Below are 21,726 nucleotides of genomic sequence, written 5' to 3' on the forward strand. Positions count from 1 at the left end.
TATGACGATCCTCGGTATCGGCTTGGACTTGGTGACCATCTCCGAGTTCGCCGAACAGCTCGAACGCGCCGGAACGACGATGCTCCGGGAAAGTTTCACCGCGGGTGAGCGACGCTACTGCCAGAGCAAAGGGACCGATCCGGCGCGCAGCTACGCGGCGCGGTGGGCGGCGAAAGAGGCGGTGCTCAAAGCATGGGCGTCGTCGCGGTTCGCCCGCCGCCCGCAGATCGGGGACAACCCCTATCCGCTGATCGAGGTGGTCAACGACGCGTGGGGCAGGCCGAGCATCAAGCTGCACGGCCTGGCCGCCGAATTCCTGCCCCGGGTAAGGGTTCACCTGTCGCTGACCCACGACGGCGACACCGCCGCCGCGATGGTGGTGCTGGAGGACCCGGGCGAGCTGGCCGACCTCATCGAAGGCCGCGACAGCGCCGGTTGAGTCGCGCGGTTGGTCCCGGTTCCGGCCGGGACCACCACTTATTTTTGGCCGCCGGTCCGCGATTCCTTTTCCGCGACCAGCAGGTAGGCGACCATCAGCCGCTTGAGTTCGGCGACCGCTTCGGCGCTGCTCTGCTCGTCCTGCACGGAGAAGTTGAGCATCGAATAGACCACGTGCACCAGCACTTCGGCCATCATGGTGCGCCGTGCCCGCGGGGTGCGCGGCGTGAGTGGCCGCAGCATCTGCGACACGACCTCGGCGAACTGCTTCTCGTGGATCGCCCCGGTGGCCCGGGTGGACGGCGTGGACTGCATAGCCAGCCACACCTCCCGCCGGGACGGGTCGGTCATCCAGAGGTTGGCCAGGTGGTCGACGAACTGATTCATGTGCCGCAACCAGTCCAGCGAGGGAATCTCGCCGTGGAAGTCGGCCAGCTCCTGGGAAACGGCAACCAGATCTTGGCGATTCAGCTCACAGACGATGACGTACTTGTTGGCGAAGAACTGGTACAGCGTGCCGATCGGCACCTCCGCCCTGGCCGCCACCTCCTCGCAGGTGAACGACTCGAACCCGACCTCGACGAGCAGCTCCCTGGACGCCTGGAGTAAGGCGTCGAACTTTCGTTTGCTGCGTTCCTGCGTCGGCCGGCGTCGCGGCATGAGCTCCTGTGGGTCGTCCTGCAGCTCCAACGCAGGGTCCAGACGGTGCTTCACCCTGGCCTCCGCGCGTACTTCCACGCATCCAGGCTAACGGTAGGGACAAGCGTGCGATACGCGCATCCGCCGTTCGCGTCCAGCTGACTTGATTTCGGCTACCCATCCGTAACCGATGCGGCATCGAACATATACCGAGCGCGCGTGCATCGCGACGTGTGTTCCGAGCAGGGGAATCCATGGGGCTCATGGCTTTCGGCAAGCCCGTGAGCTCGGTCAATGCACAGAGGGGAAGGCGTGATCAGTGGTAGCTGAATCTGTGGTGACTCTCGGCGTTTCGACCGAACGCGGTGCCGTGCACGCGGTAGCGCTCGCCGACGGCAGGAAGCTGGCCGATCGGGTGCTGCTGCGCCGGATCGAGCGAACGGACGGCGACAGCAAGGCGGACGTGGCCGAGGCGGTCGAGACCGCGCTGGACGCCCTGGCCGCCGGGCTGGGCTCGGAGCGGGAAGTCGGTGGCGTGGCCGTCGCCTATCGGGACGCCGCGGAGCGGCGCGCCATCGTGACCCGGCTGGCGGCAGGCCCGTGGCACAGCGCCTCGATGGTCTCGGTGAAATCGGCCCACCTGAGCGTGGCGAGCATGATGACGTGGCTCGACGCCTACGACAACTTGCTGGTGTGCGAGGTGGTGCCCGGGTACCACGCGTTCACCCTGGTCGACCGGGGCCGCCGCCGGGTGCTCGCCGCCGTGGGGCAGGCGGGCCGGGCGACGCCCCGGTCGCTGGGCATCGGCGTCACGGCGGCGTGGGATCAGCTGGACGCGGCCGGCGCGCGGCCGGACGCGGTGGCGCTGATCGGCTCGGCGGGCGCGGGCTCGGCGGTGCTGGCGGCGGTCGAGAAATTCGGGGCTCCGGTGATCCCCTGCACCGTAGGCGCTTTCGCGTCCGCCGCGGGCGCGGCGTTGAGCGCCCGGCTGGAGCAGGACAGCTACGTCGGGCCGGTGAGCGAGTCGAGTCGGGCGCGCGGCGGCGTCGCGGTGTTCGCCGCGGCTGGTGTGCTGGCCAGCGGAATGGTCGTCGGCGGGAGCTATCTGCTGAACGATTCCGCGCAGCCGACGCCGACCGTCGTGGCGGACGCCCGGATCGAGGGCGCAGGCGCGACGCATTCGGTAGAGCCGGTCCGTCCCGCGGACACCGAGGCGGACGAGTCGTTCGACGGGCCGCGGGGCGGCGACGCCACCACGACCGGAGTGTGGCTTCCGGACCAGCGCGGGGGGCTCGCCCCGCGGCATCGTCCGTTGCCGTTGGTCGCCGCAGACGCGACAACCGGGCCGGAGACGGAAACCCCGGAGCCGCTCCTGCCGGGGACCGGGGTCCCGACCGATCGCAAGGTGGGCGCACCCGACGCCGCGTTGCTGTTCCCCGGTGAGGCCCCACCACCCGCCGTGTTCACCCCGGAAGCCGCGGACTGGTGGGACGAGCACCTTCGCCTGATGGCGCAGTGGGCAGCCCAGCAGGTGTGGCAGGTCTGATCCGATCCACCCGACTTCGGCCCGGCGCCCCTGCGGCGCCGGGCTTTTCGTTGCCCGCGCTACACCGACAGATCGCGGCGCAACTTGGCGACGTGGCCGGTGGCGCGGACGTTGTACTGCGCGACGGCGATCTTGCCCGCTTCGTCCACCAGGAAGGTCGAGCGGATGACGCCGACGACCGTCTTGCCGTACATGGTCTTCTCTCCGTACGCGCCCCACGCGGTGAGCACGGCGCGATCGGGATCCGACAGCAGCGGGAAGGTCAGCCGTTCCGCGTCGCGGAATTTGGCCAGCTTGGCGGGCTTGTCCGGTGAGATGCCGACGACGTCGATGCCCGCGCCGTCCAGTTCGGCCAGGTTGTCACGGAAGTCGCAGGCTTGCTTGGTGCAGCCGGGCGTGCTCGCGGCGGGGTAGAAGTACACGATCACCTTGCGACCTCGGTAGTCCGACAGCGAGACGTCCTTGCCGTCGGCGTCGGGAAGCGTGAAGTCGGGGGCGGTGTCGCCCGGGGAGAGTCGTTGGTTGGTGGTCACCTTCTGCACGGTATCCGAAGGTTCCGACCGGAGATCCGCGCGCGGCCGGATAGCGGCGCGTGGCGGCGGATAGACTCGTCCGCGAGCCCCGGGTGCTCCGCGAACGTCCGAGCGTGCGGTGCGATTCGTGCACCGGGTGCGGCAATCGACAACAGGAGGGTGGAACGTGGCAAGGGATACCGAGCGGATCGAGCACGAAATCGAGGCCGCCCGCACTCGGCTGGCGAGCACGCTCGACGAACTCGCGGTACGCGCGGACCCGCATCGGATCGCGGACGACACCAAGCAGATCGTGGTCTCGAAGCTGAACGAGCCGAAGGTGAAATACAGCCTGATCGGCGCCGCCGCGGTCGTCGTCGGGCTGGTGCTGCTCAAGATCTTCCGCTGAGCTGGAAAAACGACGACACCCGGTGTGGCGATGCCCACCGGGTGTCGTCGTTTCGCGGTCGGTTCAGACCGTCGGGCAGGCGAAGCCGTCGCCGTCGGGATCCAGGTGCGGGCCGTAGCCCGGTTCGCCGCGGAACAGCGGCGCGTGTCCCGCGGCGCGGGCGTCGTCGCAGTTGGCGTAGGCGCCACCGGCCGAACCGGTCTGCGACAGACCGGCCGAGCCGGTCGCGGCGGAGCCGGTGTCGACGGCCGAGGAGCCCGTTCCGGCGGATCCGGACGGAGGGGCGGCTAGGGCGGCAGGAGCCGCGAGAAAGGTCAATCCCGCGATGGCCGCGCTGACGGAGAGCCGGCGAACGTTCATGTATTCCTCTATGTATGTGGTTGCTGCGGTGGATGGGCGTCCGACCGGACGCCGCATCCACTGTTGTGACGGGCCGCTCTCTTGTCAACCTCGCGGGGACGGAACTAGGGGATTAGGGGATCGCACCCAGTGCCGTGGCTCAGGAGGTCGTCCCGGTGCCGCGGATGTGTTCCGCTGGGATGTTTCCCATGCGTCCGGCCTGGTAGTCCTCCATCGCTTCGATGATCTCCGCGCGAGTGTTCATCACGAACGGCCCGTACTGCACCACCGGTTCGCGGATCGGCTGTCCGCCGAGCAGTAGGACTTCGAGCGCTCCGGTCCGATTGTCTTGGCGCGCATCGGCTGTCACGCTGATCGCGTCTCCGCGGCCGAAGACCGCGAGCTGCCCCTCGTGCAGCGGCCTGCGCTCCGCGCCCACCGTGCCGCTGCCGGACAGCACGTACGCCATCGCCGTGAACTCTTGCGGCCAAGGCGTTTCGAGGATCCCGCCGGGCGTGATCGACGCGTGGGCGTAGGCGATCGGGGTGTATGTCGAACCGGGGCCGGTGAATCCGCCGACCTCTCCGGCGATGAGCCGCACCAGCGCGCCGCCGTCGTGCGAACTCACCAGCGTCAGTTCGCGAGCGCGCAGGTCCTGGTAGCGCGGCGTGGCGAACTTGAGCGCGCGCGGCAGGTTCACCCACAGCTGGATGCCGTGGAACCAGCCGCCGGAGGCGACCATCTCCTCCGGCGGGACCTCGTCGTGCAGGATGCCGGAGCCCGCGGTCATCCACTGGGTGTCGCCTTCGCCGATGATGCCGCCGCCGCCCTGCGAGTCGTGGTGCACCATGGTGCCGTCGAGCATGTAGGTGACCGTCTCGAAGCCGCGGTGCGGATGCCACGGGGCACCCTTCGCCTCGTGCGGTTCGTAGGCGACCGGACCCATCTGGTCGAGCAGGATGAAGGGATCGGCCGTGCGCAGATCCATGCTGGGGAACGGCCTGCGCACCTCGAATCCCGCGCCTTCGCGCTGTTTGTGCGCGGTGACCACGCTCCGGACCGGCCGTTGGCGCAGGGTCGCGTCCAAGCGGGGGAGGCGTGGCAGGACCATGATGTCGGGAACGGTGACGGCGGGCATGGGGACCTCCTCGGGAGTTGGTGTCCATGTCAACCAACGGTGACTACACTTCATTCCCATGGTCCGGTGGTTGAGTGACGACGAGCAGGCGACGTGGCAGGCCTACGTGCGGCTGCGCCAGCGTTTGGACGGGGCGATTTCCGCCGGGCTGGCCGAGGACGGCCTGTCCCTGGCGGACTACGAACTGATGGTGGCGTTGTCGGCAGCCGCCAACGGGTGTCTGCGCGCCAAAGAGCTGGCTACCGAGGTGTGCTGGGAGAAGAGCCGGCTGTCCAAGCATCTGGCCAGGATGGACGCGCGCGGACTGGTCGAGCGGCGCCCCGCGGAGGAGGATGCCCGCGGCATCATCGTGCAGCTCACGCCGCAAGGGCGGGTGGCGCTGGAGCGGGCCGCGCCCAACCACGTCGATCTGGTCCGTCGCGTCTTCGTCGAGCTGATGACGCCGGGTGAGGCGCGTGCGCTGCGCGCGCTGGCGGACAAGGTGGTCACCGAGGTCGAGCAGGTGACCGAACTCGGCGCCTGATCGCCGTTCCCGCCGCTATCCGGCTTCGGTGTCGTGCCGCCGCCATCGACGCCACCACTGGCGGCGTGGACGCGGCGCGATGCGGCCTGTCTGCGCTCGGGTGGGGCCGGTGGCTTCGAGGCTGGGTTGCGCGCGTTTCGGCCTCGCGACCTCGCGTGCCCGCCTCCATTGCTCGACGATCTCGTCCGCGTTCACCGGAGCGATCGGCACGAACGGTCCTTCCGGCATCCGCAGCCACTCCACGATGCGTTTGTTGAGTTCACTCACGGCCGCTCGCACCTCCCGTTCGCCGGTCGCATCACGCACGGTCTCGGGGAAGTGCTCGATATCGCGTCGCAGCAACAGCGACGGGGGCAGCAGCGCGTCACCGCTGACTCCTTCGCGACGCAGATATGCGCGCAGCCACCAGTCCTCGTCGGGAGCCGTGCCCACTCCGGGAATCGGTTTGCCGGTACCGGGCAGGTTGTCGAATTCGCCGCGCTCGGCCGCCTCGCGGATCTGCTTGTCGATCCACGATTCGAAGGTCTGCTTCGGCGGCTTGCGCTCGGTCATCGTGACGGCTGAGTCGGCGGGTGCATGACGCTAGTCTACGGAAGTCTGTAGTAGAAACAGAAAACGTTGAAGCGCAAAGACTTTCGCGTAACTCAGGACCACGGCGTGATCGGCGGCTTCACCCAGAGCAGTTTCTCGTCGGTGTGTTCGCGCCGGGCAGCGGGATGCCGCGGATGTCGGGCGGCCCAGTCGTCCTTCTCCGTCAGCAGCCGTGCCACTGCGGTCCAGGTCTCGTCGGTGCTCGGCGGATTCGTTCCGGCGGCCCTGGCCAGTTTGCGCCGTACCGGCGCGGGCATCGCGAGCACCTCGGAGCCGGTGATGCCACGGGGCCAGAGGTAACTCGCCAGCCGGCGTGCTTTCTCGGCGCGGCTCTTGGCCGCCGCGTCGTTGTGTGCGTAGTCGGTCACGGCAAGGTCCAGGGGATCGCGGGTATGTGGACCATTATTGCCGGAGCCGCAGATCCGCCTGCCCGACCGCGCGGACACGGCCGGAAAGCGCGCAGCCTCCCCATCCGATGGATGGGGAGGCTGCGTGACGGTGTGGATCAGTACGCGCTGTTGACGTTGTCCATCGAGCCGTAGCGGTGCGCCGCGTAGTTGCAGGCGGCGGCGATGTTGGCGACCGGGTCCCAGATGTCGAAGGGCGTGCCTGCGACGTGGTAGGCGGCGAAGGTGGGGTCGATCACCTGGAGCAGGCCCTTGGACGGGATGCCCATGGCGGCGTTGGAGTCCCACAGGTTGATGGCCTGGGGGTTGCCCGTCGACTCGCGCATGATGTTGCGGTAGATGCCGTTGTAGGTGCCGGGGATGCCGTTCGCCGACATGATGTCGAGCGCCTGGCGGATCCAGCCGTCCAGGTTGTCCGCGTAGACCGGCGGGGCCGGGGCGGGCATCGGGGCCGGGACCGGGGCCGCCTCCGGAGCGGGCGCGGGGGCGGGGGCGGGCGCGGGTGCGGGCATCGGCGCGGGGATCGCCTCGGCCGCCGGTGCGGCGACCGGAGCGGCGGCGGCCTCGGGCTGCTGCTCGGCCACCATGGCGATGCGAGACGGGACGCTGTTGTCGGCAACGGACGCCGCGGAGCAGGCGGCCACGGCGACGACACCCGCGGCGGCGAAGGCGACGGTGACGGTTTCGCGGAGCGAGGGGCGGCGAAGGGTGGAAAGGCGTCTGTCAGGCATTGCGAATCGGTTCCTTGATCGGGGACTTACTCGATCCGGCCGCAGTTGGGCAGCACGGATCCTGCGGCGTACGCTCGTGTGCGTTCGCCGAAACGGCCATGTGCTTTTGTGTGGTTTTGTTGTGGGGGACGCTGATGTCCCCGGAACGCGACGCTTCTGCGTGCGGCACCGGATCGCCCTCGGTGGGCTCGGCCGCTTGTCGCGCGAGACTCCGCATCCTCGATGCGGTGAGACGGGCGGAAGTATGGGATTGCGGGTCCGTTGCCGGATTCCGCTCCGCCGATCACGTGGCGGGCAGGGTGCCTGCGGTGTGATCGTTACCGAATCGGTGTCTACAACTCCTCGGGCTGACCAAACTTCAGGTCGCTTTGTGACCTGATTGCAGAATGGTCACGCATGGTTAACAGACGGTGAACTGATCATGAACGGCAGGCGCTGGCGATCTTGGAAAGGCCAGGACGCGGTTGCCGAATCGTTATCCAAGCTGGGAGTTTGCCGTTAAACCTCTTGTGCCGCAGGTCACAGAAATTTTTGGGCGTACAGGTGGATTTCGCGGCGATCGCGGGCGTATAGCTGTCCGAATTGAGACCACTGGTGCAACTGGGAAAAAGTCCAGGTCACGGTGATGTCACGGAAATCGGGCCATCGTGAAGACGAAAAAAACCGTGCCCTTGCCAGCCGATGACTGGCAAGGGCACGGTTTGCGTGTTGTGCGCCATCAGGGACTCGAACCCCGAACCCGCTGATTAAGAGTCAGCTGCTCTGCCAATTGAGCTAATGGCGCTTGCTCCGTGTTCCGGTGCGGGACAAACCTTAACAGGCCGGGGCCGCAGAAGTGAAATCGTGTCCTGACCGGCGCGGATGTGATGCTCTCCGCCGCCGTAACGCGGGGGTTCGCCGCGGTGATCTAGTGGTGGTAACGCTGCAGTGACGGACTAGGTGTTCACATTGGCCAGGACGTGACGCACTGGCAGAATGTCCGATTGTGGTTTCGACCGCCCGCGTACACGGCGGGGTGAGCGGCGTGGCGGTCGGTATCCGAAGCCCTCGGTGTGTCCTGGAGCGCCGAGACTTTGAAACGGGGTTGAAATGAGTTTTGGTCGAGGTCGGCACGTGCGCAAGCCGACTACGAGGCGGTCGCTACGCACGTTCGCGGGACCGGTGATAGTTGTCGCGGTCGCCGCGCTGGCATTGACCGGATGTTCGGCATCCGACGCCAAGGACGCGGCTCAGGTGGCCATCGACCGCAACCCCATCACGGAACTGATCAAGCCGAAGCTGTTGTCGCCGGTGAAGGATGGCGAGGTAGGGGTTTCGCCGGGCGTCCCGCTGGCGTTCAAGGTGGAAGACGGCAAGTTCACCAACGTGAGTTTGGTCAGCCCGCAGGGCAAGCCGGTGGAGGGCAAGCTGGCCGGGGACGGGCGTTCGTGGGAGACCACCGAGGTGCTCGGCTACGGCAAGACCTACCGACTGAAGGCCGACGCGATCGGGCTCGGCGGGGCGAACTCCGCGACGCTGAGTTTCACCACGAGTTCGCCCGGTAATCAGACCAAGCCCTACCTGGTGCCCGGCGAGGCGGAGGTCGTCGGTATCGGACAGCCGGTGGCCGTCCAGTTCGACGAGAACATCCCCGACCGGAAGGCCGCGCAGGATGCGATCAAGATCACCACGGAGCCGCCGGTGGAGGGCGCGTTCTACTGGGTGAACAACCGCGAGGTGCGCTGGCGGCCGGAGCATTTCTGGGCGCCGGGATCGAAGATCACCGTCGATGTGAACGTCTACGGACGTAATCTCGGCAACGGCCTGTACGGGCAGGACAACATCCACTCTTTCTTCACCATCGGCGACGCGATGGTCTTCACCGCCGACGACAACACCAAGCAGGTCACCGTCGAGTTGAACGGCCAGGTGATCCGCACCATGCCGACCTCGATGGGCAAGGACAGCACCCCCACCGACAACGGGGTCTACATCGTGGCCGACCGCCACGAGAAGATCATCATGGACTCCTCGACCTACGGCGTGGCGGTCAACGCGCCCGACGGGTACAAGACGCCGGTCGACTTCGCGACGCGACTGTCCTACAGCGGCATCTTCTTCCACTCGGCGCCCTGGTCGGTCGGTGCGCAGGGGTACAGCAACACCAGTCACGGCTGCCTGAACCTCAGTCCGGCGAACGCGCAGTGGGTCTTCCAGAACGCCAAGCGCGGTGACATCACGATCGTGAAGAACACCGTGGGCGGCACCCTGTCCGGTGTGGACGGCTTGGGTGACTGGAACATCCCGTGGTCGGTCTGGAAAGCGGGCAACGCCGAAGACAATCGCTGAGCCGAAGCGGAACGCCGAACGGGCCACCGGAGCGAATCCGGTGGCCCGTTCGGCGTTCAGGGGGTCACGGCAGCATGTTGCAACCCAACTGGGCGTCGCCCAGGATCGCGATGGCGCTGCCGGTGGCGGCGCACAGCAGCTTGCTGCCCGCCGATCCGGTGCCGGAGGAGCCGGTGGTGGCCAGGCCGCCCGCCGATCCGCTCGACGCCGAGCCGGAGTCGGGCAGCGGAGGAAGTCCGATTCCCGCGACCGCGGTTCCGCTGGATCCGGTGAGGAGAGTAGCACCGACGAAGGCTGCGATAACCGCGGAACGCATCACGAGGTGTGTCTTTCTGGTCGAACCGGGAAGGCGCCCCAGCGACACCGTCCCACGTGCACCGCAGTCTACGGACGCGTGGCGGATTCTGGAGTGGTTTCGTTTCACATCGCGGCGAGCGCCGGCGGCAAAAGGTCTGGGGCGCAGCGAAAAAGCCCGTGGCTGAGTGTCAGCCGCGCCCGATCGGGCCGACTCAGCTCTTCTCGGTGGGGGACGTGGGCCGGTTTCCTCGATCGGCGGCGCGAAGCGATGCCCGCGACGAACGCGTCAGGACCCGGCCGGTGCGGCGAGGCGGGCGCTCGGCCTCTGCGGAAGATGATTTCCATAGGCGCCGAGACCTTCGGTGGTCGGCCGTGGCATGAGGGCGCGCTCAGGCATGAAACGGCACGCCGCATCGTGACGTATTTCGCATGTGGACCCATTCGAGTGCAGGCGCTTGCCGACGGCTTGGGGCCTTGGGAGATGATCGCCGCCTCGGAGAGATACGGACGGCTATTTCACGTCGCGTCGCCTATGCGGGGAATGAACAGAGTAGAGAAGGCGCCGGCCGTAGTGTGCGAACCGCCTCAGAGGACGGTTCGCACACCGCGACACCTGGGGTGAGCGACGGGACTCGAACCCGCGACAGCCAGGATCACAACCTGGTGCTCTACCAACTGAACTACGCTCACCATCGCCGGTGAAGAACCAGCGGGCTAGATATTAGCGTGTCTACCCGCCCACTCCCTAATCGTTATCTGGCGAGCCGTTGACCTGCGCCGATTCGGTCCGCTGTTCGGCGGTTTCGGAGATCTCGGCGGCGACGGCGGCGATTTCGGTGGTGGAGGGACCGGGCGGCGCGACGAACGCGGTCCGCCGGTAGTACTCCAGTTCCCGGATGGACTCCTGGATGTCGGCCAGTGCGCGATGGCTCAGGCCCTTCTCCGGCTGGCCGAAGTAGATGCGCGGGTACCAGCGGCGGCACAGCTCCTTGATCGAACTCACGTCGACCATCCGGTAGTGCAGGTGGGCATCCAGCAGCGGCATGTCCCTGGCGATGAAACCGCGGTCGGTGGCGATCGAGTTGCCGGCCAGCGGCACGGTGCGCGGGGTGGGGATGTACTGGCGGATGTAGTCGAGCACGCGCTGCTCGGCCTCTTCGAGGGTGACGGTGGAGCGGCGGACCTCGTCGGTCAGCCCGGAGCGCGCGTGCATCTCGGCGACCACGGCAGGCATCGCGGCCAGCGCGTCGTCGTCGGCGTGGATGACGATGTCCACGCCCTCGCCGAGGATGTTGAGATCGCTGTCGGTCACGAGTGCGGCCACCTCGATCAGCTTGTCGCTGTCCAAGCGCAAGCCGGTCATCTCGCAATCCATCCACACCATGTATTTGTCGGACACCCGTGCAACATTAGCCGGGCGAAGGTCCGGTGCCCGCGATACGGCTCGGCAACCCCGAAGCCGCCGATGCGGACAGGAATCCCACCGGTGGCGATACAGTTTCTTCCAGATCGTCACCCGGCGTTTTCGGTGCGGCAGCAAACATTGAGTGAAGCAGCCCGGTCGAGCCAGGACGGAGACGTGCGATGACCACCCCGCAGGAGAAGGCGGCCGCGGCGCGCAAAGCGGCCGACGAGGCGGCGCGGATCGCGGCGGAGGCGTCCGCCGCCGCGGAGGCCGCGGAACGTGAACTGGCCGAGCGGACGGCGGGTGGAGCCGGCGCTGCCGAAGGAAGAGACGAACCGTCCCCGGGCTCGACCGCCGCACAAGAGATCGCCGCGGGCTACGCGTTCGAGGGCGCTGCGCTGGACCTGGGCGCCGTGGTGGTCGACGGGAGGGTGGATTCCGGCGCGCGCGTCCGTATCCCGATGCGGATGATGAACCGGCACGGTCTGGTCGCGGGGGCGACCGGCACGGGGAAGACGAAGACCCTCCAAGGCATCGCGGAGCAACTGTCGAGCGCCGGGGTTCCGGTGGTGCTGGCCGATATCAAAGGCGATCTGTCGGGTTTGGCCGAGCCGGGCCGATCGAGCGAAAGACTCGCCACGCGGATCGCGGAGACCGGCGCCGCGGACTGGGCGGCGACCGGCTTCCCCACCGAGTTCGTGTCGCTGGGCACCACCGGGGCAGGGCTTCCGATCCGCGCCACGATCAGTTCGTTCGGCCCGGTTCTGCTGAGCAAGGTGCTCGGGCTGAACGAGACGCAGGAATCCACCCTCGGACTGATCTTCCACTGGGCCGACCGCAACGGCCTCGCGCTGCTGGACCTGAAGGACCTGCGCGCCGTGATCACTCATCTGACCAGCTCCGAGGGAAAGGATGACCTGAAAGGCATCGGCGGTGTCTCCGCGGCCACCGCGGGCGTGATCCTGCGCGCCTTGGCGAATCTGGAGGCCGACGGCGGCGACACATTCTTCGGCGAGCCGGAACTCGACCCGGCCGACCTGGTGCGGGTGGTGGACGGAAAAGGGGTGATCACACTCTTCGAGCTGGGTGCCGAGGCGGCGCGGCCGGTGATGTTCTCCACATTCCTGATGTGGGTGCTGGCCGACCTGTTCCAGACCCTGCCGGAGGTCGGCGACGTGGAGCGGCCCGAGCTGGTGTTCATCCTCGACGAGGCGCACCTCCTGTTCTCCGACGCCTCGAAGGCGTTCTCGGATCAGGTGGAGCAGACCGTCAAACTCATCAGGTCCAAGGGAGTGGGCGTGTTCTTCTGCACACAGCTGCCCACCGATATCCCGAATCCGGTGTTGTCCCAGCTCGGCGCGCGCATCCAGCACGCGCTGCGCGCGTTCACCCCGGACGACCAGAAGGCGTTGGCCAAGACCGTCCGCACCTACCCCAGGACCGGGGTATACGACCTGGAGCAGGCGCTGACCTCCCTCGGCACCGGCGAGGCGATCGTGACGGTGCTCTCCGAGCAGGGCGCGCCGACGCCGGTGGCCTGGACCAGGATGCGGCCGCCCCGGTCGCTGATGGACACCATCGGCGTGGACGCGATCCGGTCGCGGGCGCTGTCCAGCTCGCTGGCCTCGAAGTACGCCCGGACCATCGACCGGGAATCGGCCTACGAACTGCTGGCCGCCAAGGTGGCCGACGCGGCGCGGGAGCCGGAACCGGCACCCGTCCCCGGCCGTAACGTGAACCGCGTGGAAGAGGAGTCCGCCGCCGAGCGGATCATGCGGAATCCCGCGGTCCGCGGCTTCCTGCGCTCGGCCGCCACCGCGGCGGGACGCGAGATCACCCGCAGCCTGTTCGGCACCCGGCGCCGCTGAGCGCGCCGGTCATCCGACCTCGCGGGCGAGCAGGTCCGCCGTCGTCTCCCTGCGGATCAGTTCGCGGGCGCGGCCGTGTCGAACGGCGATGACCGGCGGCCGCCCGACAGTGTTGTAGGACGAGGCAAGGCTGTGATGGTAGGCGCCGGTGCACGGCATCGCGAGCACCTCGCCGGGGCGCAGGTCGGCAGGCAGCCGGACGTCGGCGGCGAGGATGTCGCCCGCCTCGCAGAAGCGACCGGCGACCGTCGCGGTCATCTGCGGACCGCACGGGTGGCGGCTGGCGACCACGACCTCGTAGCGCGCGCCGTAGAGCGCGACGCGCGGGTTGTCGCTCATCCCGCCGTCCACGGTGACGTAGGTGTGCCCGCCTTCGACGTGCTTGATCGAGAGCACTCGGTACAGCGTCACCCCGGCCCTGGCGACGACGGCGCGGCCGGGTTCCAGCGCGAGGACCGGGCGTGGGAAGTGGTGGCGGGCGCAGGCGGCGTCGAGGGCGTCTTCGAGGATGTCGGCGAGTTCGGCGAGATTCATTTCGGCGTCACCGGCGCGATAGGCCACCGCGTGACCGCCGCCGAGATCCAGTTGGGTCAGCACGACGCCGTGGTCTTGCCGCACCTGCGCCATCGCGGCGACCAAGCGCCGTACCGCCTCGCCGTAGTGATCCGGGTTGTAGATCTGCGAGCCCAGATGGCAGTGGAAGCCGACCAGGGTGAGGTTCGGTTGGCGCAGCACACGGTCGACCGCCTCGGCGGCCGAATCGCTGCCGAGGGGGAAGCCGAACTTCTGGTCGTGCACACCGGTGCGCACCGCGGGATGACCGTGGACATCGATGCCGGGGGACAGGCGCAGCAGCACCTGCTGTGGCTTCGTGGCCAGGGCGGACAGCAGCGTGATCTCGGTGTGCGAGTCGATCACGATCCGGCCGACCCCGCTGCGCACGGCGGTGGCCAGTTCGTCGAACGACTTTCCGTTGCCGTGCAGGACGATGCGCGCGGGGTCCACACCGGCCGCCAGCGCGACGGCCAGTTCGCCCGCCGAGCACACGTCGACCGAAAGGCCTTCTTGGGTGACCCAATCCAGCACCGACCGGCTCATCAGGGCCTTGCCCGCGTAGATGATCTCGGCCTCGGGAAAAGCTTTGCGATAGGCCCGGCAGCGGGACCGTACCTCCTGCTCGTCCAGGACGTAGGTGGGCGTCCCGTACTGATCGGCGACGTCGGCGAGGGCGACGCCGCCGAGGGTGATCCCGCCGTCGCCGTCGTAGTGCGTGTCCCGCGGCCAGACCGCGGCATCCAGGCGCGAAGGTGATCCCGACCGCAATGACGGGAGGATGTCGAGCAGCGTCACGATGTTCTCCTGGGTCGCCCCCGCTTTCTCGAATTGCGGGGCCGATGCCAGGACTACGCCGGGTGCGGGGCCGGTGGGCCGGTCATTTGCGGATCCTTGACCACCGGGCGTCGCTTCTTGACAGCTCGCTGACGCGGCTGGCTCAGCTGCCGAGTTTCTTGTAGAACGCGCCGGCGATGGGAGCGGTGACCGCGCGCGGGCCGTACTGTCCCGCCACACTCATTCCCTTGCTGATCAGGCCGGGGACCACGCGCATCTTGTTGCGGGCGAGCGCGTCGATGGACATCTTCGCGGTGGATTCCGAGGAGACCCACATGAAGTCGGGCACCATCCGGTCGACGATGGAGGCGTCGGCGGGATCCGGGGTCTCGGTGCGGACCGGGCCGGGCGCGAGCAGGGTGACGTGCACCCCGGAGCCTTTCAGCTCGCCGCGCAGCGATTCGGAGAAGGTGTTGGCGAACGCCTTGCTCGCGGCGTAGGTGGCGTTGTTCGGGATCGGCATGTTGCCCGCGGCCGAGCCGCTGATCAGGATGCCGCCGCTGCCGCGGGCGAGCATGCCGGGCAACACGGCCAGCGTCAGGTCGTGCACGGCGACGGCGTTGAGTTCCATCTGCGCGCGCTCGTAGGCCGGGTCGAGTTCGGCGATCGCGCCGAAGGTCGCGATGCCCGCGTTGTTGCACAAGACGGCGATCTCGCGGGTCGCCAGTTCTTTCACCAGTACAGCGCGCTGCTCGCGGTCGGCCAGGTCGACCGCGCGCACCTCGGCGGTGATGCCGTGGGCCAGGGTCAGTCGCTGCGCGAGCTCGGTGAGCAGCTCCTCGCGGCGGGCGACCAGGATCAGCGAGTAGCCGCGGGCGGCGAGTTCGGCGGCGAGCGCGGTGCCGATGCCGGAGGAGGCGCCGGTGACGACCGCGCGGTTCTCGGAAGTGGGGGAGGGCAGGCTCACCCGATGCAGCCTAGGCGACGTGACCCGGTGGTCCGCCGCACGATCCCCGGCGCGGTTCCGTGCCGCGGTCACGGCGGCCGGGCGTCCGGGCCCGGCCGCCGCCCGCTCACAGCCGTGCGGCCAGCCGGGTGCCCTGGTCGATGGCTCGTTTGGCGTCCAGCTCGGCGGCCAGTTCTGCGCCGCCGATGAGGTGCGGGCTCATCCCGGCGGCGCGCAGCGGGGCCTCCAGGTCGCGCACGGATTCCTGGCCCGCGCAGACGATGACGTTGTCGACCGGGATCAATTGGGGCCGTTGTCGCTTATCTCCGAAGCTGATGTGCAGGCCGTTGTCGTCGATGCGCTCATAGTTCACACCGCCGATCTGCTCGACGCCCTTGGCCTTCAGCGCGGCCCGATGCACCCACCCGGAGGTCTTGCCCAGGTCCTTCCCGAACGGAGTGGTCTTGCGTTGCAACAGAACGACTTCGCGCGCCGCCGGAGCCGGCCTGGGCGTGGCGAGCTGTCCGGGGACCTGCTCGTCGTCGGAGGTGACGCCCCACTCCTCCTTCCACTCCTCCAGCTTGAGAGCGGGATGCCCTTCCACGGTGAGGAATTCGCTGACGTCGTAGCCGATGCCGCCCGCGCCGATCACGGCGACGCGCTTGCCGACCGGCTTCTCCTCCCGCACCAGCTCGGCGTAGGACAGCACCATGGGGTGGTCGATACCGGGGATGTCCGGGATCCGCGGCTGTACACCGGTGGCGAGCACGACCTCGTCGTAGCCGCCCGCGATGAGTTCGGCGGCGCCGACCCGCTTGTTCAGGTGCACCGTGACGCCGGTGAGCTCGAGCATCCGGGTGTAGTACCGGATCGACTCACTGAATTCTTCCTTGCCCGGGATGCGGCGGGCGATGTCGAACTGGCCGCCGATCTTGTCGTCGGCCTCGAACAGGTCGACGCGATGGCCGCGTTCGGCGAGGCTCACCGCCGCCGAGAGCCCGGCCGGGCCCGCGCCGACCACGGCGACGCGCTTGCTGCGGCGGGTCGGCAGCAGCTTCAGCTCGGTCTCGTGCCCGGCGCGCGGATTGAGCAGGCAGGACACGGTCTTGTGCTGGAAGGCGTGATCGAGGCACGCCTGGTTGCACGCGATGCAGGTGTTGATCTCGTCGACGCGATCCTGGGCGGCCTTGTTCACCCACTCCGGATCGGTGAGGAAGGGACGGGCCAGCGAAATCAGCTGTGCGTCACCGCGGGTCAAGATCTCCTCGGCCACCTCGGGCATGTTGATCCGGTTCGACGCGCACACCGGGATGGTCACCCGCGCGGTGATCTTCGCGGTGAATTCGACGAAGGCGGCGCGGGGTACCGAGGTGACGATGGTGGGCACCCGCGCTTCGTGCCAGCCGATGTCGGTGTTGAGGACGTTCACCCCGGCGGCTTCGAGTTCCACGGCCAGCGCGACGATCTCGTCGAAGCTCTGTCCCTTCTCCACCAGCTCGGCCATGGACAGCCGGAACACGATGATGAAGTCCGGACCGACCGCGGCGCGGGTGCGGCGCACGATCTCCACCGCGATCCGGCGCCGGTTCTCCGGGGAGCCGCCCCACGCGTCCGTGCGCTTGTTGGTGCGCGGCGCGAGGAACTGGTTGATGAAATATCCTTCACCGCCCATGATCTCGCAGCCGTCGTAGCCCGCGAACTGGGCCAGCTTCGCGCAGCGGGCGTAGTCGTCGATGGTGCGCTCGATGCCTTTGGCCGACAGCGCGCGCGGTCGGAACGGGTTGATGGGCGCCTTGATGGACGACGCCGACACACTGCCCGGCATGTAGGAGTAGCGACCCGCGTGCAGGATCTGGATGGCGATCTTGCCGCCGTGCTCGTGCACCGCTTTGGTGATCGCGCGGTGCCGGTACGCTTCGGTTTTGTTGGTCAGCTTGGCGCCGAAAGGCAGCAGCCAGCCCGCGCGATTCGGCGCGTAGCCGCCGGTGATGATCAGGCCCGCGCCGCCGCGTGCTCGTTCGGCGAAGTAGGCGGCCAGTTTGTTGGTGTCCCAGGCGCGGTCCTCCAGCCCGGTGTGCATCGAACCCATCACCACGCGATTGCGCAGGGTGGTGAAGCCGAGATCGAGCGGCTCGAACAAATGGGGGAAGGAGCTCATGGGGCAGGTCGCCTTTCTCCGTCCGCGTGCGGGGCTGTCGCGCGCGGGTGTAGTGCTTGCAGAACTTCGTCGCACCATTCGACGAATCCGGCCTCCACGCGGATGCCCGCGCGCAGGACGAGGTACTGGTGCAGGGCTGTCCCGGCGAGCCGCTCGGGAGCGGGGAAGTCGTGTTTCTCGATGTGCCGGTACAGCTCGAGCCGCTGGGCGTGCTGGTCGCGGTGGCGGGCCACCCCGGTGCGCAACGCGGTGATGTCGCCGTACGCGGCGGCGCGGATCTTCACGGCGAGTTCGTTGCGCGGAGTGGCGGAATCGCTCGGTTCGGCGATCCAGCGCGCGAGTTCGGCGCGTCCGGTCTCGCTCACCGAGTAGACCTTCTTGTCCGGCCTGCCCTCCTGGATCACCGTCTCGCCGTCGACCCAGCCTGACTCCTCCATGCGCTTGAGGACGCGATAGATCTGCTGGTGGGTCGCGCTCCAGAAGTAGCCGATGGACTTGTCGAAGCGGCGCGCCAGCTCGTACCCCGAGCCGGCGCGCTCGGTCAGCGATACCAGCAACGCGTGCTCGAGTGCCATGCGGTGAGGATAGCCGTGACACTCGGTACTATGCAACTAGGTGCATAAGAATCCTTCGTGGTCGTCGCGGCCGGACCCGATTTCGGCCCGCCTCGTAACCGTCTCGCGCATTAAGCTGCGCGGCATGACCGAGGTGAACGCCCAGGCGACAGTCGGGCAGGCCGCCGGGCGCGGGCAAGTGGTGGCGTGGGGGCTGTGGGATTGGGGATCTTCGGCATTCAACGCCGTGATCCTCACCTTCGTCTTCTCGGTGTATCTCACCGACAAGGTCGGCGACGATCTGCCCGGCGGTGTCTCCGCCAGCGCGTGGCTGGGGTGGGCGCTTGGCATCGCGGGCCTGATCGTGGCGTTGACCGCGCCGGTCAGCGGACAGCGCTTCGACGCGTCCGCGAAACGCAAGGGCTCGCTCGGTGCGCTGACCGCGCTGACCGTCGCGGCGATGACGCTGATGTTCTTCGTGCACGACGACTACCACGACCTGTGGTTCGGCCTGGCGCTGCTGGCGTTCGCGTCGGCCTGCTTCGAACTGGCGGGCGTGCCGTACAACGCGATGCTGCGGCAGGTCTCCACGCCGCAGACCGTCGGCCGGGTCTCCGGATTCGGTTGGGCGATGGGTTATTTCGGCGGCATCTTGCTGCTGCTGATCTGCTATTTCGGCTTCATATCCGGCGAGGGAGACAACCGCGGGCTGCTCGGCGTGCCCACCGATCAGGGACTCAACATCCGGCTGGTCGCCGTGCTGGCCGCCGTCTGGTTCGCCGCCTTCGCGCTGCCGGTGCTGTTCGCGGTCCCCGAACTGCCACGGACGAACGCCGATCCCGGCGCCGCGAGCGCGGGGTTCCTCGGCTCGTACCGGGTGTTGTGGCGTGACCTGCGTGAGCTGTGGCGCGTCGACCGGCGCACGGTCGGCTTCCTGGTGGCCAGCGCCGTCTTCCGGGACGGCCTCGCCGGGGTGTTCACCTTCGGTGCTGTGCTCGCCGTGCGGGTCTACGGGATCGCCGACTCGGATGTGCTGCTGTTCGGCATCGCGGCCAATGTCGTTGCGGCGCTGGGTGCGATCGTCGCGGGGCGCTTCGACGACCGGGCCGGGCCGAAGATCGTCATCGTGGTGTCCCTGGCCGCGATGCTGGTGTGCGGGCTGGCGCTGCTGGTGGTGTCCGGCCCACTGATGTTCTGGATCTTCGGCTTGCTGCTCACCGTCTTCGTCGGCCCGGCACAGGCGGCGGCGCGCTCGTTCCTGACCCGCCTCGCGCCGCCGGGCCGGGAGGGTCAGCTCTTCGGCTTGTATACGACCACCGGGCGCGCGGTGTCCTTCCTCGCCCCGAGCCTGTTCGGCTTGTTCGTCTGGCTGTTCGGTTCGGACCGGGCGGGGATCGCGGGCCTGTTGGTCGTGCTCGCGGCCGGGCTCGCGGTGCTACTGCCGGTGCGATCACCGGATCCGGTCACGGCGCGCGGCGATGTCGAGGAGCCCCGGCCCGCCGAGTGAGTTCGGCGGATTCGGTCGCGGCGCGCGGCGGCGTCGAGGAGCCCCGGCCCGCCGAGTGAGTTCGGCGGATTCGGTCGCGGCGGGCGGCGGCGTCGAGGAGCCCCGGCCCGCCGAGTGAGTTCGGCGGCGGATCAGCGCCGCTTCGGTGGCCGCCAGCCGCCCATGCCGAGTGCGATCAAACGCATCTGCTGGACGGTGCGGTCGATGATCGCCTGCTCGTCGCGCGGCGCGGCCGACACGTAGGCGGCGATCCCGTCGGTCACCGTGCTGACCATCAGGTCGGCGGCGATCTCCAGGTCTCGTGGCGTCCAGGAGTCCAGGGCCCGGATGCGGGAGAGGTCGGCGACGAGCTCTCGGACGATCAGTTGGATCTCCCGGGCGATGGCCGTGCGCAAGGCGGCGGACCCGCCGTGGCGCTCCCTGGTGAGGAAGCCGAACAGCTCACGTTTGGGGCCCACTTGCGCGAACACGAAGCGCACCGTGTCCGACAGGCCCGCGTCGGCATTGCGGCGGACTTCGCGCAGCGCCAGCCGCAGCGCGGTGACGCCGTCGTCGACCAGCGTCGCGCCGAGGTCCTCCAGCGACGCGAAGTGCCGGTAGAACGCCGTCGGCACGATGCCGGCCGACCGGGCGATCTCCCGCAGGCTGAGCGCGGCGAATCCGCGTTCGGCGGCCAGCGCGAGCGTGCCGTCCAGGAGCGCCTGCCTGGTCCGCTCCTTGCGTTCGCCTCGGGTAGCCGCCTGCTCACTCATCTCGGTGAGCATACATCCGTTCACCATTCGACCTATCCCCAGATGTAGTTCGAGTCACATGTTTCGCCGGTTGACACCTAGCCCCGGTCATCGGTCACACTAGTTGAGTGTACAGACGTGCACTGAAATTCCAGCCGCACGTCGTCAGTCCGACAAGAGGTACGGAGAACAAATGGTGGATCTCATCAACTTGGTGCAGACCCTGACCTCGCCGCACCCGCTGGATCGGTACCTCGAGCTGGTCCGCCCCACCCTCACGGTGCGGGACATGCGGGCCGAGATCACTCACGTGCGCCGCTCGGCGCCCGGCTCGGTGACGCTCACGCTGCGCCCCACCCGGCACTGGCAGGGCCATGTTGCCGGACAGTACGTCCAGATCGGCGTGGTGATCGATGGCGTGCGGCACACGCGGTGCTACTCGCCGGTGAACCCGGAAGGCGGTCGGGATCGTCATATCGAGCTGACCGTGAAAGCGCATCCGGACGGTTTGGTGTCGCAGTACCTGTACCGTCACGCCGCCCCCGGTATGGTGGTCGACCTGGCGCCCGCCGACGGCGTGTTCCGGCTGCCCGAGTCGCGGCCGCGGCGCGTCCTGCTGATCAGCGGTGGCAGCGGCATCACGCCGGTGCTGTCCATGCTGCGCACGCTCGCCGCGGAGGACCATTCGGGCGAGGTCGTCTTCCTGCACTACGCCAAGTCGCCCGCTGTGCTGCCGCACCGAGCGGAACTGGACGCGATCGCTGCACGGCATCCGAACTTCCGCATCGAGCTGCGCTATCCGCATCGCATGCCGGATCTGGCGCCGCGGGCGGATTCCGGTGCGCCGTGGGTGGATCTCGCCCGGCCGAAGGGCAGCGGGTACTTCGACTACGACGAGCTGGAGCGCGTCGCGCCTTGGTTCGCCGACGCGCAGACCTTCGTCTGCGGTCCGCCGTCGCTGATGGACGCGGTGCGCACGATCTATCAGGCCGAGCAACTCGAGGACCGGCTGCACTCCGAGGAGTTCACGCTGTCGGTCGCGCCGGTGGACGCCGCCGACGCACACGGCACCGTCAGTTTCTCGGCCAGCGGCGTGAGCGCCGACAACACCGGCGCCACGTTGCTCGAGCAAGCCGAATCCGCCGGTCTCACGCCCGAGTACGGCTGCCGCATGGGGATCTGCTTCTCCTGCACAGCGGTGCGCCGCTCCGGCTGCACGCGCAATCTGCGCACCGGCGAGACCGACACCGACCCCGACCAGCCGATCCAGCTGTGCATCAGCGCGCCGGTCGGCGACGTCGACATCGACATCTGATTCACGAAGGGGAGA

The 21,726-nt window shown here is 68.3% G+C and carries 22 protein-coding genes and 2 tRNA genes; 8 read left to right on the plus strand and 16 right to left on the minus strand.

Annotated features, from left to right (window positions below; translation table 11 throughout):
• Position 1: 1 nt before the first annotated feature.
• Positions 2 to 439, plus strand: a complete 438-nt coding sequence (locus ACFV2O_RS27440; RefSeq protein ID WP_043721202.1) for a holo-ACP synthase — start codon at positions 2 to 4, stop codon at positions 437 to 439.
• Between the two features lie 38 nt (positions 440 to 477).
• On the opposite strand, the gene ACFV2O_RS27445 is transcribed toward ACFV2O_RS27440, so the two are convergent.
• A complete protein-coding gene (locus ACFV2O_RS27445) occupies positions 478 to 1,098 on the minus strand; it encodes a TetR/AcrR family transcriptional regulator (RefSeq protein WP_355075985.1) in 621 nt (206 codons plus the stop codon).
• 298 nt (positions 1,099 to 1,396) lie between these two features.
• Between ACFV2O_RS27445 and ACFV2O_RS27450 the strand changes: the two genes are divergently transcribed.
• Complete coding sequence (locus ACFV2O_RS27450; RefSeq protein ID WP_379254227.1) at positions 1,397 to 2,623, plus strand: hypothetical protein; 1,227 nt, start codon at positions 1,397 to 1,399, stop codon at positions 2,621 to 2,623.
• A 59-nt stretch (positions 2,624 to 2,682) separates the two neighbouring features.
• On the opposite strand, the gene bcp is transcribed toward ACFV2O_RS27450, so the two are convergent.
• Positions 2,683 to 3,156 carry a thioredoxin-dependent thiol peroxidase gene (bcp, locus tag ACFV2O_RS27455; protein ID WP_379254229.1) on the minus strand — a complete coding sequence of 158 codons (474 nt, stop codon included), beginning with the start codon at positions 3,154 to 3,156 and terminating at the stop codon, positions 2,683 to 2,685.
• 166 nt (positions 3,157 to 3,322) lie between these two features.
• On the opposite strand from bcp, the gene ACFV2O_RS27460 reads away from it, so the two are divergent.
• Positions 3,323 to 3,544: a DUF3618 domain-containing protein gene (locus ACFV2O_RS27460; protein WP_379254230.1), complete on the plus strand. Its 222-nt coding sequence runs from the start codon at positions 3,323 to 3,325 to the stop codon at positions 3,542 to 3,544.
• A 63-nt stretch (positions 3,545 to 3,607) separates the two neighbouring features.
• On the opposite strand, the gene ACFV2O_RS27465 is transcribed toward ACFV2O_RS27460, so the two are convergent.
• Together ACFV2O_RS27465 and ACFV2O_RS27470 are read right to left on the minus strand one after the other, a co-directional pair.
• A complete protein-coding gene (locus ACFV2O_RS27465; protein ID WP_355075846.1) occupies positions 3,608 to 3,904 on the minus strand; it encodes an excalibur calcium-binding domain-containing protein in 297 nt (98 codons plus the stop codon).
• Between the two features lie 139 nt (positions 3,905 to 4,043).
• Positions 4,044 to 5,021 carry a pirin family protein gene (locus tag ACFV2O_RS27470; RefSeq protein ID WP_379254231.1) on the minus strand — a complete coding sequence of 326 codons (978 nt, stop codon included), beginning with the start codon at positions 5,019 to 5,021 and terminating at the stop codon, positions 4,044 to 4,046.
• A 70-nt stretch (positions 5,022 to 5,091) separates the two neighbouring features.
• On the opposite strand from ACFV2O_RS27470, the gene ACFV2O_RS27475 reads away from it, so the two are divergent.
• Complete coding sequence (locus tag ACFV2O_RS27475; RefSeq protein ID WP_355075850.1) at positions 5,092 to 5,544, plus strand: MarR family winged helix-turn-helix transcriptional regulator; 453 nt, start codon at positions 5,092 to 5,094, stop codon at positions 5,542 to 5,544.
• 15 nt (positions 5,545 to 5,559) lie between these two features.
• On the opposite strand, the gene ACFV2O_RS27480 is transcribed toward ACFV2O_RS27475, so the two are convergent.
• The 4 genes from ACFV2O_RS27480 to ACFV2O_RS27495 all read right to left on the minus strand — a co-directional run bounded on the left by ACFV2O_RS27480 (position 5,560) and on the right by ACFV2O_RS27495 (position 8,057).
• Complete coding sequence (locus ACFV2O_RS27480; protein WP_379254232.1) at positions 5,560 to 6,096, minus strand: DUF1992 domain-containing protein; 537 nt, start codon at positions 6,094 to 6,096, stop codon at positions 5,560 to 5,562.
• A gap of 92 nt (positions 6,097 to 6,188) precedes the next feature.
• Positions 6,189 to 6,503, minus strand: coding sequence for a hypothetical protein (locus ACFV2O_RS27485; RefSeq protein ID WP_356968314.1), 315 nt, complete (start codon positions 6,501 to 6,503; stop codon positions 6,189 to 6,191).
• A gap of 137 nt (positions 6,504 to 6,640) precedes the next feature.
• The gene (locus ACFV2O_RS27490) at positions 6,641 to 7,273 is read right to left on the minus strand and encodes a transglycosylase SLT domain-containing protein (protein ID WP_356968312.1); all 633 of its coding nucleotides are present in this window, start codon (positions 7,271 to 7,273) and stop codon (positions 6,641 to 6,643) included.
• Positions 7,274 to 7,984: 711 nt separating this feature from the next.
• Positions 7,985 to 8,057 (minus strand) — tRNA-Lys (locus ACFV2O_RS27495).
• 305 nt (positions 8,058 to 8,362) lie between these two features.
• On the opposite strand from ACFV2O_RS27495, the gene ACFV2O_RS27500 reads away from it, so the two are divergent.
• Positions 8,363 to 9,601 carry an Ig-like domain-containing protein gene (locus ACFV2O_RS27500; protein ID WP_379254233.1) on the plus strand — a complete coding sequence of 413 codons (1,239 nt, stop codon included), beginning with the start codon at positions 8,363 to 8,365 and terminating at the stop codon, positions 9,599 to 9,601.
• A gap of 64 nt (positions 9,602 to 9,665) precedes the next feature.
• Here ACFV2O_RS27500 and ACFV2O_RS27505 read toward each other — a convergent pair whose 3' ends face one another.
• The 3 genes from ACFV2O_RS27505 to orn form a co-directional block, all read right to left on the minus strand.
• A complete protein-coding gene (locus ACFV2O_RS27505) occupies positions 9,666 to 9,917 on the minus strand; it encodes a hypothetical protein (protein WP_355075858.1) in 252 nt (83 codons plus the stop codon).
• A gap of 595 nt (positions 9,918 to 10,512) precedes the next feature.
• Positions 10,513 to 10,588, minus strand: a tRNA-His gene (locus ACFV2O_RS27510).
• Positions 10,589 to 10,643: 55 nt separating this feature from the next.
• Positions 10,644 to 11,282, minus strand: coding sequence for an oligoribonuclease (gene orn / locus ACFV2O_RS27515; RefSeq protein ID WP_379254320.1), 639 nt, complete (start codon positions 11,280 to 11,282; stop codon positions 10,644 to 10,646).
• Between the two features lie 200 nt (positions 11,283 to 11,482).
• Between orn and ACFV2O_RS27520 the strand changes: the two genes are divergently transcribed.
• Positions 11,483 to 13,171 (plus strand): helicase HerA-like domain-containing protein, encoded by a 1,689-nt coding sequence (locus tag ACFV2O_RS27520; RefSeq protein WP_379254234.1) that lies wholly within the window; start codon positions 11,483 to 11,485, stop codon positions 13,169 to 13,171.
• 9 nt (positions 13,172 to 13,180) lie between these two features.
• Here ACFV2O_RS27520 and lysA read toward each other — a convergent pair whose 3' ends face one another.
• The 4 genes from lysA to ACFV2O_RS27540 all read right to left on the minus strand — a co-directional run bounded on the left by lysA (position 13,181) and on the right by ACFV2O_RS27540 (position 18,179).
• Entirely contained in the window at positions 13,181 to 14,521 is a 1,341-nt protein-coding gene (gene lysA, locus ACFV2O_RS27525; RefSeq protein ID WP_379254236.1) for a diaminopimelate decarboxylase, read from the minus strand.
• Between the two features lie 142 nt (positions 14,522 to 14,663).
• On the minus strand, positions 14,664 to 15,467 hold the full coding sequence (gene cmrA / locus ACFV2O_RS27530; protein ID WP_379254238.1) for a mycolate reductase: 804 nt from the start codon (positions 15,465 to 15,467) through the stop codon (positions 14,664 to 14,666).
• 106 nt (positions 15,468 to 15,573) lie between these two features.
• Complete coding sequence (locus ACFV2O_RS27535) at positions 15,574 to 17,604, minus strand: FAD-dependent oxidoreductase (protein ID WP_379254240.1); 2,031 nt, start codon at positions 17,602 to 17,604, stop codon at positions 15,574 to 15,576.
• Positions 17,601 to 18,179 carry a PadR family transcriptional regulator gene (locus ACFV2O_RS27540; RefSeq protein WP_379254242.1) on the minus strand — a complete coding sequence of 193 codons (579 nt, stop codon included), beginning with the start codon at positions 18,177 to 18,179 and terminating at the stop codon, positions 17,601 to 17,603. The genes ACFV2O_RS27535 and ACFV2O_RS27540 overlap by 4 nt, the downstream gene beginning before the upstream one ends.
• 124 nt (positions 18,180 to 18,303) lie before the next feature.
• On the opposite strand from ACFV2O_RS27540, the gene ACFV2O_RS27545 reads away from it, so the two are divergent.
• On the plus strand, positions 18,304 to 19,665 hold the full coding sequence (locus ACFV2O_RS27545; protein ID WP_379254243.1) for an MFS transporter: 1,362 nt from the start codon (positions 18,304 to 18,306) through the stop codon (positions 19,663 to 19,665).
• A gap of 131 nt (positions 19,666 to 19,796) precedes the next feature.
• Here ACFV2O_RS27545 and ACFV2O_RS27550 read toward each other — a convergent pair whose 3' ends face one another.
• Positions 19,797 to 20,417: a TetR family transcriptional regulator gene (locus ACFV2O_RS27550; RefSeq protein ID WP_355075873.1), complete on the minus strand. Its 621-nt coding sequence runs from the start codon at positions 20,415 to 20,417 to the stop codon at positions 19,797 to 19,799.
• A 172-nt stretch (positions 20,418 to 20,589) separates the two neighbouring features.
• On the opposite strand from ACFV2O_RS27550, the gene ACFV2O_RS27555 reads away from it, so the two are divergent.
• Positions 20,590 to 21,711 (plus strand): ferredoxin reductase, encoded by a 1,122-nt coding sequence (locus ACFV2O_RS27555; protein ID WP_379254244.1) that lies wholly within the window; start codon positions 20,590 to 20,592, stop codon positions 21,709 to 21,711.
• Positions 21,712 to 21,726 lie beyond the last annotated feature (15 nt).

The organism is Nocardia sp. NPDC059691 (assembly GCF_042733915.1).
In the GTDB taxonomy this organism is placed as follows: Bacteria; Actinomycetota; Actinomycetes; order Mycobacteriales; family Mycobacteriaceae; genus Nocardia; species Nocardia sichangensis.

What these genes read in the sequence shown, in the direction of transcription:
- ACFV2O_RS27490 (WP_356968312.1), bottom strand. Translation starts at nt 7,273, where the DNA reads ATGCCTGACAGACGCCTTTCCACCCTTCGCCGCCCCTCGCTCCGCGAA.
- ACFV2O_RS27440 (WP_043721202.1), top strand. Translation starts at nt 2, where the DNA reads ATGACGATCCTCGGTATCGGCTTGGACTTGGTGACCATCTCCGAGTTC.
- ACFV2O_RS27480 (WP_379254232.1), bottom strand. Translation starts at nt 6,096, where the DNA reads ATGACCGAGCGCAAGCCGCCGAAGCAGACCTTCGAATCGTGGATCGAC.
- ACFV2O_RS27505 (WP_355075858.1), bottom strand. Translation starts at nt 9,917, where the DNA reads ATGCGTTCCGCGGTTATCGCAGCCTTCGTCGGTGCTACTCTCCTCACC.
- ACFV2O_RS27550 (WP_355075873.1), bottom strand. Translation starts at nt 20,417, where the DNA reads ATGAGTGAGCAGGCGGCTACCCGAGGCGAACGCAAGGAGCGGACCAGG.
- ACFV2O_RS27470 (WP_379254231.1), bottom strand. Translation starts at nt 5,021, where the DNA reads ATGCCCGCCGTCACCGTTCCCGACATCATGGTCCTGCCACGCCTCCCC.
- ACFV2O_RS27555 (WP_379254244.1), top strand. Translation starts at nt 20,590, where the DNA reads ATGGTGGATCTCATCAACTTGGTGCAGACCCTGACCTCGCCGCACCCG.
- ACFV2O_RS27500 (WP_379254233.1), top strand. Translation starts at nt 8,363, where the DNA reads ATGAGTTTTGGTCGAGGTCGGCACGTGCGCAAGCCGACTACGAGGCGG.
- ACFV2O_RS27465 (WP_355075846.1), bottom strand. Translation starts at nt 3,904, where the DNA reads ATGAACGTTCGCCGGCTCTCCGTCAGCGCGGCCATCGCGGGATTGACC.
- ACFV2O_RS27445 (WP_355075985.1), bottom strand. Translation starts at nt 1,098, where the DNA reads ATGCCGCGACGCCGGCCGACGCAGGAACGCAGCAAACGAAAGTTCGAC.
- ACFV2O_RS27540 (WP_379254242.1), bottom strand. Translation starts at nt 18,179, where the DNA reads ATGGCACTCGAGCACGCGTTGCTGGTATCGCTGACCGAGCGCGCCGGC.
- orn (WP_379254320.1), bottom strand. Translation starts at nt 11,282, where the DNA reads ATGGTGTGGATGGATTGCGAGATGACCGGCTTGCGCTTGGACAGCGAC.
- ACFV2O_RS27535 (WP_379254240.1), bottom strand. Translation starts at nt 17,604, where the DNA reads ATGAGCTCCTTCCCCCATTTGTTCGAGCCGCTCGATCTCGGCTTCACC.
- ACFV2O_RS27520 (WP_379254234.1), top strand. Translation starts at nt 11,483, where the DNA reads ATGACCACCCCGCAGGAGAAGGCGGCCGCGGCGCGCAAAGCGGCCGAC.
- ACFV2O_RS27545 (WP_379254243.1), top strand. Translation starts at nt 18,304, where the DNA reads ATGACCGAGGTGAACGCCCAGGCGACAGTCGGGCAGGCCGCCGGGCGC.